This window comes from Parasediminibacterium sp. HNIBRBA5674, from assembly GCF_056745525.1.
The window spans coordinates 152,294-161,736 of sequence record NZ_JBQWIE010000004.1; the positions used below are offsets into that span (position 1 = coordinate 152,294).

At 34.7% G+C, this 9,443-nt stretch carries 9 protein-coding genes; 6 read left to right on the forward strand and 3 right to left on the reverse strand.

Annotated elements, in window-relative coordinates:
- Positions 1-72 precede the first annotated feature (72 nt).
- The 3 genes from ACT9TX_RS03720 to ACT9TX_RS03730 are packed head-to-tail and all read left to right on the forward strand — an operon-like array spanning position 73 to position 649.
- Positions 73-282 carry a hypothetical protein gene (locus ACT9TX_RS03720; protein ID WP_481336862.1) on the forward strand — a complete coding sequence of 70 codons (210 nt, stop codon included), beginning with the start codon at positions 73-75 and terminating at the stop codon, positions 280-282.
- 1 nt (position 283) lies between these two features.
- On the forward strand, positions 284-520 hold the full coding sequence (locus ACT9TX_RS03725) for a hypothetical protein (RefSeq protein WP_481336863.1): 237 nt from the start codon (positions 284-286) through the stop codon (positions 518-520).
- Between the two features lie 12 nt (positions 521-532).
- The gene (locus ACT9TX_RS03730) at positions 533-649 is read left to right on the forward strand and encodes a LytTR family transcriptional regulator DNA-binding domain-containing protein (RefSeq protein WP_481336872.1); all 117 of its coding nucleotides are present in this window, start codon (positions 533-535) and stop codon (positions 647-649) included.
- Positions 650-750: 101 nt separating this feature from the next.
- On the opposite strand, the gene ACT9TX_RS03735 is transcribed toward ACT9TX_RS03730, so the two are convergent.
- Positions 751-3,141 (reverse strand): alpha-ketoacid dehydrogenase subunit alpha/beta, encoded by a 2,391-nt coding sequence (locus ACT9TX_RS03735; RefSeq protein ID WP_481336864.1) that lies wholly within the window; start codon positions 3,139-3,141, stop codon positions 751-753.
- A 230-nt stretch (positions 3,142-3,371) separates the two neighbouring features.
- Between ACT9TX_RS03735 and ACT9TX_RS03740 the strand changes: the two genes are divergently transcribed.
- Together ACT9TX_RS03740 and ACT9TX_RS03745 are read left to right on the forward strand one after the other, a co-directional pair.
- On the forward strand, positions 3,372-3,854 hold the full coding sequence (locus tag ACT9TX_RS03740; RefSeq protein WP_481336865.1) for a DUF1573 domain-containing protein: 483 nt from the start codon (positions 3,372-3,374) through the stop codon (positions 3,852-3,854).
- A gap of 14 nt (positions 3,855-3,868) precedes the next feature.
- On the forward strand, positions 3,869-4,240 hold the full coding sequence (locus ACT9TX_RS03745; RefSeq protein ID WP_481336866.1) for a DUF1573 domain-containing protein: 372 nt from the start codon (positions 3,869-3,871) through the stop codon (positions 4,238-4,240).
- Positions 4,241-4,310: 70 nt separating this feature from the next.
- On the opposite strand, the gene ACT9TX_RS03750 is transcribed toward ACT9TX_RS03745, so the two are convergent.
- Entirely contained in the window at positions 4,311-5,531 is a 1,221-nt protein-coding gene (locus ACT9TX_RS03750) for a peroxiredoxin family protein (RefSeq protein WP_481336867.1), read from the reverse strand.
- Between the two features lie 211 nt (positions 5,532-5,742).
- Here ACT9TX_RS03750 and ACT9TX_RS03755 point away from each other — a divergent pair, with 211 nt between their 5' ends.
- Positions 5,743-7,020, forward strand: a complete 1,278-nt coding sequence (locus tag ACT9TX_RS03755) for a hemolysin family protein (protein ID WP_481336868.1) — start codon at positions 5,743-5,745, stop codon at positions 7,018-7,020.
- 12 nt (positions 7,021-7,032) lie between these two features.
- Here the strand turns inward: ACT9TX_RS03755 and hscA are convergent, their stop codons facing one another.
- Complete coding sequence (gene hscA / locus ACT9TX_RS03760) at positions 7,033-8,889, reverse strand: Fe-S protein assembly chaperone HscA (protein ID WP_481336869.1); 1,857 nt, start codon at positions 8,887-8,889, stop codon at positions 7,033-7,035.
- Between the last annotated feature and the right edge of the window lie 554 nt (positions 8,890-9,443).

The following is a 9,443-nucleotide window of genomic DNA, read 5'->3' on the forward strand; positions in this document are numbered from 1 at the left end:
CCTATTAACTTTGCAGAAAAAGGAAGAGGGGATTGAGTTTATAATTATTTTTATTGCATCAAAATATAGTTTTTGAGTATTGGAATATTACTTTTCTATTACTATTCAAATGCCCAGTTTACTAATCTACAATCGGTAAAAGGCTTACCGTCTGATGAAGTCTACGATTTACTAGCCGATAGCAAAGGTTTTATTTGGGCCGCTCACTCGCTAGGTATTAGCAGGTATGACGGTATGAATTTTCATTACGACATCAAATCAACATGCAATACAAGCATTTGAAATGAGTGCAATTGATTATGTTTTAAAACCGATACAACCTGATAAACTAAAACAAGCGATTAACAAGTATAAGGAACAAGCGATTTTCAAATCGTATGAGAATCTGAGTGTACTTACTCAAAATATTCAAACACCAAATATTAAAAAAATTGTCATCCCTGTATCTAAAGGTTTTGAAATACTTAATGTAAATGATATTATCTATATCAAGGCTGAAGTAAGTTATACAAAAATTTAATTAAGTAACAATATCTCTTACACAATGAGTAAGAACTTGAAATATTTTGAAAGTGTATTTGAAACGAATACTTCGTTTGTAAGAATACATAGAAGCTATCTTGTAAACATCAATTTATTACACGTATAATAAAGAATGATGGGTTTTATGCAGTTTTCGATGAAGCTACACAATTACCCATCATTAATGATAAGATTGAAGAAGTAATAAGACTTATAGGCAGTTAAACACTATTGATTAATCATTTCTCTAATTGTTGCAGCAATTATTTCTGCATTTGGCTTGCTAAAATAATCACCATCACTACCATAGCCTGGTCTGTGATTAGTACCAGTAATTGTTCTTGCAGGCACATCAAGCCACTGATAACCACCTTGTTCTTCCATTACTTTATTGTACATAAATCCAGCAGCACCACCTGGTACGTCCTCATCTATAAATACAATTCGGTTTGTTTTCTTAAGCGATTTTAAAATAATATGGTGAATATCGAATGGTAATAAGGTTTGTACATCAATAATTTCACAACTAATTCCTTCATTTTCAAGGCGTAAGGATGCCTCTTCAATAATTCTCAAGGTAGAACCATAAGAAACTACTGTAATATCATCACCTTCATTAATAATTTCTGGTATACCAAGCGGTACAGTAATGTCTAATAAATTAGAAGGCATTTTCTCTTTTAGGCGATAGCCATTTAAACATTCAATTACAATAGCAGGATCGTTGCTCTTTAGTAGTGTATTGTACATACCTACAGCTTGCACCATGTTACGAGGCACACACACATACATACCACGCAATGCATTGATAATCATACCCATTGGGCTACCACTATGCCAAATACCTTCTAAACGATGGCCTCTTGTACGAATAATAACAGGGCAACTTTGCTGACCAACAGTTCTAAAATGTAAAGTAGAAACATCATCAGTTAAAGGCTGTAAACCATAAACCAAATAATCTAAATATTGAATTTCAGCAATTGGACGTAAGCCTCTTAAAGCCATACCAATAGCTTGCCCCATAATGGTTAGTTCTCTAATGCCTGTATCAAAAATTCTATTCTCACCATGCTTAGCTTGCAAGCCTGCAAAACCTTGATTAACATCACCAATCATGCCTACATCTTCACCAAAAGCAAATACAAATGGATTGTGAGAAAATAGCGTATCAAAATATTTATTTAAAATTTCATAGCCATTAACCGATGGTGCATCAAAAGCAGTTAACGGCTTTGTTTCACCTACACGCAACGCACTTTTTATTCCTTCGTTGTATAAAAAGGTATTGTAAAGTTTTTTATTAACTGCTAAAAGATGGTTGTAATAAGCTTTTAATTCAGGAATATTAGGGCTGTTAGATGCAACATCCATTGCTAGTGCCAATGTTTTCATCACATCTTTACGTAAATGCTCTGGATTATTTTGCAAATTGGTAACTAATTGTTGTAGGTAATTATACACCTGCATATCATTTACCGTCATGCTTTTTACAAGTTCAGTTACTTGTGCTACTTGTACTTTAATTGGTGCCAAATACTTTTCCCAAGCATTCGTTTTACTTTCTCTCACTGAAACCTTCGCCTCTTGAGCAATTACATTTAATTCTTCCTCGCTAGCAATACCATTTTCAATCATCCACTCTTTCATCTTTTTAATGCAATCCCATTCTCTCTCCCACTGCAAGCGCTCTGGCGACTTATAACGTTCATGACTACCGCTAGTGCTATGCCCTTGTGGTTGTGTTACATCTTCTACATGAAACACGCATGGTACATGCGTTTCACGAGTTTTGGTTAAACCCTCTTCAAATACTTCGCAAAGGCCAGCATAATCCCAAGCTTTTACTTTATAAATATTAATACCATTAGTACCATCTATTTTTTGAAAACCTTTTAAAGCAGTAGAAATAGAACCTTTTGTGGTTTGGTGCGACTTTGGTACAGAAATACCATAACCATCATCCCACACAAAAATAGCCAATGGCACTTGCAAAACGCCTGCAGCATTTACAGCTTCCCAAAAATGCCCTTCGCTAGTACTTGCATCACCTATAGTGCAAAAGCACACCTCATTACCATTATGGCTCAAGTTTTCGTAACGGTGTAAATGTGGCGAGTTTCTAAAGCATTTAGATGCAAATGCCAAGCCCAATGCTCGTGGCATTTGCGAAGCCGTTGGCGCCATATCGCTGGTAACATTTTTACGATTAGCTAAATCTAACCAATTGCCATTTTCATCTACATTTTTTGTAGCAAAATGCGACACCATTTGTCTACCAGCACTAAATGGATCGTTTTTAATATCTGGATCAGAATATAACTGAGAGAAAAATTGCTCTACACTTGCAAGACCACTTGCAAACATGAAAGTTTGGTCACGATAATAGCCAGCTCTAAAATCGCCAGCTTTAAAAAACTTGGCCATGGCTACTTGCGCAAGCTCTTTGCCATCACCAAAAATGCCAAATTTTGCTTTACCTGTAAGCACTTCACGACGGCCAAGTAAGCTAGCTTCGCGGCTAATTAGAGCCATACGATAATCGTTCAATACCTCGTTTCTAAAACCATCATACGAAAGCATATCTTCTTTGTAAGCCATGTTTACAGTTTGTTCCATACCTCAAAAATAATTTAATCTTCACACAAAAAAACAACCAATTTAGACCAGTGCGGAAAGATAAATAAAATGCGTAAAGAAGCTAATTTTATCAGTTTAAAAATATTAACATTCAAAAGAGAACTAGCAATTGTTAGTTGTTAATTTTTTATTTGCCGAATTTTGGTATAATATTCGCTAAAGTGTCATCGTTATAAATATCTTTACGCTACAAAAAACAAATCTTAGTTATGAAAAAAACCTTTGTATTAGCCATAGCAATGATGGCAATTGGTTTTGCACAAGCGCAAACAACCTCTACAACTACACCTGCAACAACAGTTACTGCACCGCCTGTAGTACCTAAAGACATAGCAAAAACTTTAGAATTTACAAACGATGCATTTGACTTTGGTAAAATACCTGCTGGCAAACCTACAGAGTATGAACTTACTATAAAAAATATTAGTAAAGAGCCTGTAACCTTAAAAAATGTATCTGTTGGTTGTGGCTGTACTACACCAAAATACGAAAAAGATAAAACATTTGGTCCAGGTGAAACTATTAAAGTTACGTTGGGTTTTAGCGGTAACGCAAATGGTCCTTTTAGCAAAACGGCAACCTTGTTTTTTAGCGATGACATGACTAAGCCTGTAACCTTTAAAGGTGATGCATACCAAGTACCTGCAACACCTGCACCTGCTAACTCAGGGACTCAAGGAATGAAACCATAAAAATATACATGATTATGAAACAATTATTATTTGCTTTAGCACTCTTCATTGGTGTAAGTGTAAGTGCGCAATCAAGTGTAAAGTTTAAAACTGCTACACACGCTTTTGGTAAAATAGCACAAAACAAACCTGTTACTTACGAGTTTACATTTACTAACACTGGTACAAAACCTTTGGTAATAGAAACTGCTACAGCAGGTTGTGGTTGTACAACACCAGAATACACGAAGCAACCAATTGCAGCTGGTAAAACAGAAAAAATAAAAGTAACTTACAATGCTGCCAACTTAGGTGCTTTTGTAAAAGATGTTACTGTAAAATTTGCCAACGTAGCAGAACCAACAATACTAAAAATAGATGGTGAAGTTGTTGCTGCAAAAAAGTAATTCTTCATACGAAATTTCATAAAAAAGCCATCGAATTTTCGATGGCTTTTTTATGCTTCTAAATCGCTAATTACTGCTTTACTAATTCATCAATAACAGCATTAAAACCTTTCTTGAAAGCCTCGTAATATGTACCTGTACCAGGCCCATAAAAACCAGTATCTATGCTATGTACCCTACCCTTTTTATCTACAATAATGGTTGATGGAAATACTTTTATAGGCGTTAATTGTGGTAATGTTTTTTCTGTACGTTTTTCATCACTTACGGTAACGCCAGTAATTAATAACGGATATTGCACACCAAAGCGTTCTTTAAACTTGAGTATACTGTTTTTACTTCGTTCAAAATTGTCTGTGAGTTCGTAAGCTAAGCCAATTACCTCAATACCTCGTTGCTTATTTTTATTGTAAAAGTCAGATAGAAAAGCCGTTTCATCCATACAATTGGGGCACCAAGAGCCAAGTAATTGCACAATCACCACTTTATTTTTAAACGATTCATCTTCTATTGAAACAGATTTGCCATCAAGGTTTTTAAATGCAAAATGTAACTTGTTATCAGCCTCATCTTTTAAATACATTGCCGTTGTATTAGGCAACGTAGCAGTATCGTTTTTTACAGCCATAAAGGTTTCTTTACCCAAAAATCCTGAATAAAACACCCCATTTGTAATAGTTGTGGCATTATTGATAATGGCAGAAAAACTAAACGCATGACTACCATCAAACGTAGATAACAATAAAGTATCGCCATTAACCACACCACTTAAGTACCTGTAATCGCCTGTTGGTGTTACAATAGAACCATTTACAACCGCACCTTTTTGCTGAAAAATACCAATGGCAGGATTATTTTTCGCACCAAATTTCATAGCCCATTTACCAGAAATATTTGCTTTAGGCTTAGCATTAATAGCAAATCTACTTGCTGTATTTGCGGTTGCGGTAAAAGGCATTACTACATTTTGCTTTGCACCACTTTTTATCCAAACACCTTCGAGCTTGGTTTTTGTCAGCATTTTCACTCTAAACTGCGATTCAAAAACAGGCATTTGAATAAATAGAGAATCTTCTTTTGTAAAAGTTATTTTATCTACTTTCATTCGCTCAGCACCGTTAATAATATACAATACAGGCTTATTATTTACCTGTTGCCATTGAAAATTAAACACAATAGTATTGCTATCTTTTCGTAGCAATTTTGCCTGCCAAATGCCTTGCTGCGGTACTATTTGACTAAAAGTAATAATCGTTATTAATTGTAGAACAATAAATATTGCTGTCTTCATTTTCATATAAATTCTTAAAATACAAGAATAACAAAAGTCTATTGACTTCATGCACTAAAAACGAAATTATTGATGGTTGATAGAATAAATAATGAACAGAATATGCGCATAAACATTAGATTTGTTGCTATTGAAATTTGCGTCTAGAAAGCATCGGCAATATAGTAGCTTAATGAGTTAGCGACGCAATATTGTATAATTTTATAAATTCATGACAGAACTTTTTATTATTCTAGGCTTGGTTCTATTAAACGGCCTTTTTGTAATGGCTGAAATTGCATTAATTTCTGCACGAAAACCAAGATTAGAAGGACAAGCAAATAGAGGCGATAAAAAAGCAAGAGCTGCACTACTTTTATCTAACAACCCTGATACATTTATCTCTACAGTTCAACTTGGCATTACGCTAATAAGTATTTTGCTAGGTATTTATGGTGAAGAAGGCATTACGCACCACATAAAAAATCTTTTAGAAAATGTAGCATTTATAAAGCCTTACACAGATACTGTGGCTAAAATTTTAATGCTAATAACAATTACTTATATATCATTGGTTTTAGGTGAGTTAATACCAAAAAGAATTGGTATGAGTAATCCTGAAGCGATAGCCAAATTTGTAGCTGCGCCAATGAAAGTAATATCTACCATTACCTTTCCTTTTGTTTGGTTATTAAGCATTTCTAGTAATTTATTAGTGAGATTGTTTGGTATTCAACGCAACGATAATTCTGTAACGGAAGAGGAAATTAAAGCCATCATTACTGAAGGTACTGAACAAGGTACCATTGAAGAAGCGGAGCAAGAAATTATAGAACGTGTTTTTCATTTAAGCGATAGAAATATCACAAGTTTAATGACACACAGAAAAGATATTGTGTGGTTAGATGCAAGTAAAACTGTGGGTGACGTCAAACGTTCGTTACAAGAAGCGATGCACTCAATTTACCCAGTGTGCGATGGCAATATTGATAAAATAAAAGGCTTTGTTTCTATTAAAGAATTATTTACGGCCGATGAATCTGTAGCTATTGGTAGCATTATTAAGCAGCCCATGTATGTACCAAAAAATAATACTGCCTACCAAGTTTTAGAGAAGTTTAAAGCCTCTAAAATTCACCATAGTTTTATTGTTAATGAATATGGTAGTATTGAAGGTTTGATAACTTTAAATGATATTCTAGAAGCGATTGTAGGTGATATGAGTCAGCCTGACGAAGAGCCATATGAAATGACTGAACGTGCAGATGGTAGCTACCTAATTGATGCACAAGTTTCCTTCTACGATTTTTTAAATCATTTTGATAAAACAGAATGGCTTGATGATGGTGACCAAGAATTTGATACCCTTGCAGGCTTTATATTAGACCAATTAAAAGAAATACCTAAAACTGGCGATACCCTTAGCTGGCGTGGCTTTGACTTTGAAATTGTAGATATGGATAGCCATCGTATAGACAAGATTTTGGTAAAAGCTAATGATGAAGATTAATGGCTTATGCCATTAAATCTTCTGCCCCTTCATAGCACTACTTACCGCTTGATCCATCACACGTTCAGCAAATGGTCTAGTAATTTCATTCAGCTCTTCAATTTTGGTTTGAATCAAGTTTTTATCATCCATAGTTAAAGCCAATTGTAAAGCTTGCATGGCTTGCGCTGTACTTGTAATCTCTTCCTTACTTATTAAGGCAGTATTTTTAGTTAAAAACTTTTCTGTTACTTCCAATATTTGTTCGCCTTCTGTTCTTGCTTCTACTAGTGCACGAATTTTAATATCCTCTTTGGCATTTGTAATACTATCAAGTAACATTTTTTCTACCTCTTCATCTGTAATACCAAACTGCGATTTTACTTCAATACTTTGCTCTACACCACTTCTTAATTCTTTGGCTTTTACAACCAAAATACCATCAGCATTTATTAAAAAACTCACTTCTACTTTTGGCATACCAGCAGGCATACCAGGAATACCAGTAAGGTTAAATTCAGCAAGTAAGCGATTGTCTTTCACCAAATCTCTCTCACCTTGAAATACTGAAATACGCATACCACTTTGACCATCTTTATGCGTTGTATATTGCCTACCAACTTTTGTAGGAATTTTAGAATTTCTTGGTATCAACACATCCATTAAGCCGCCCATCGTTTCTATACCAAGGCTTAATGGTGTAATATCAAGCAGTAAAAAATCTTTGTTATTACCAGCCAAAATATCCGCTTGAATAGCAGCGCCTAAAGCCACAACCTCGTCTGGGTTAACAGAATCATTCACTGGTTTTCCAAAGAAGTTAGCTACTGCATTTTTAACTGCAGGCACTCTTGTACTACCGCCTACCATTACAATTGTATCAATATCTGCGATGGTTAGTTCTGCATCTTTTAATGCGCCTTTACAACTATCTATTGTTTTGCTAATTAGAGGCTGAATTAAAGCTTCAAATTCAGTCTTGGTAATACTTAAAACATCACCATTTACCTCAGCAGTAAAGCTATCATTACTACTTAAATACTTTTTAGCCTCTTCTGCTTTTAAGCGAAGTGTTTGAGCTAATTGTTTGTTTTGTTGTAGTTCTTCCTGCGCAATGCCAAACTGCTGTAACCAATGCTGTACAAGCGTTCTATCAAAATCATCACCACCTAAATACGTATCGCCGTTGGTACTTAATACTTCAAAAATACCGTTGGTAATTCTTAAGATAGATACATCAAAAGTACCTCCGCCTAAGTCGTACACAGCGATGGTTTTCTCTTCGTCTTTTGCTAAGCCTAAACCATAAGCCAAGCTTGCTGCTGTAGGTTCGTTTACAATTCTTAATACATCTAAGCCAGCCAATTTACCAGCATCTCTTGTTGCTTGACGCTGCGCATCATTAAAGTAAGCAGGTACCGTAATTACAGCTTTTGTTACTGGGGTTTTAAGAATATGTTCAGCTCGTTGTTTTAATTCTTTTAGAATGAATGATGATAATTCTATTGGCGAATAAAATGTGTTACCAACTTGCACTTTCACCAAGCTCTCGGTATTGTCATCTATCACTTTGTAAGTAAAAAAATCTGCGTTATTTTTTACATCGTTGAAGCTTTTACCCATCAAACGCTTAGCGCTGAAAATAGTATTCTGTGGTTCTGTTTCTAAAAATAATTTTGCCTGCTCACCTACTTTAGGGTTACCTAGTTCATCAAAATGAATAATACTTGGTACCAAACTACTGGTATTAAACTCTTTTAAAGCTACCGGCTGTTTGGTTTCAGGATGAATAATTGCAACCAAACTATTCGTTGTTCCCAAATCAATACCCACTATCATTTCTTCTTCTTGTAAACTACCAGTTGCAATATTTATAGAAATCTTAGCCATAATATTTGTAGATAAAATTTGAAAGCGAAAATCTTAAAGTAAAGTTGCAAAAATAAGCCTAACAACACTTATATGATTGCGAAAGAAGAAAGGAATTGAAATTTACAAAAGTCAATACAGATAACTAGTTGAAACAAAAAAGCTTCACAAATGCGAGGCTTAGTGGGAGTTGACGGGGTCGAACCGCCGACCCTCTGCTTGTAAGTCAGAACAAAGCCTCTATTTTTATTTTCCTTTCTTTTCCTTTACTACATAACTAGCTCATTTTCAATAATTATTTTTCTATTTTCTTCCTTTTTTACTACTTTATTTAGCATTATTTAGTATCTTTATGGTCGCATTTTTGGTCGCAATTACTAAAAAATTATCCAAATGAAAGAGCAAAAAGTTTCAGTTAGCTTCTATTTAGAGAAAACAAAACCGAACAGCGAAGGTAAGTGTTTAATCAAGATGGTTGACTATTGCAACCCTTCCAAACAGGGCAAACGCATCTAAATTTATTTTTTGCATACTTATTAAGTAAAGGCGAACGTTTTGGATAGAAAACATTTATG

Excerpts from the sequence above, each read along its gene's own strand:
- ACT9TX_RS03725 (WP_481336863.1), top strand. The coding sequence starts at position 284 with ATGAGTGCAATTGATTATGTTTTAAAACCGATACAACCTGATAAACTA.
- ACT9TX_RS03750 (WP_481336867.1), bottom strand. The coding sequence starts at position 5,531 with ATGAAGACAGCAATATTTATTGTTCTACAATTAATAACGATTATTACT.
- hscA (WP_481336869.1), bottom strand. The coding sequence starts at position 8,889 with ATGGCTAAGATTTCTATAAATATTGCAACTGGTAGTTTACAAGAAGAA.
- ACT9TX_RS03745 (WP_481336866.1), top strand. The coding sequence starts at position 3,869 with ATGAAACAATTATTATTTGCTTTAGCACTCTTCATTGGTGTAAGTGTA.
- ACT9TX_RS03740 (WP_481336865.1), top strand. The coding sequence starts at position 3,372 with ATGAAAAAAACCTTTGTATTAGCCATAGCAATGATGGCAATTGGTTTT.
- ACT9TX_RS03755 (WP_481336868.1), top strand. The coding sequence starts at position 5,743 with ATGACAGAACTTTTTATTATTCTAGGCTTGGTTCTATTAAACGGCCTT.
- ACT9TX_RS03735 (WP_481336864.1), bottom strand. The coding sequence starts at position 3,141 with ATGGAACAAACTGTAAACATGGCTTACAAAGAAGATATGCTTTCGTAT.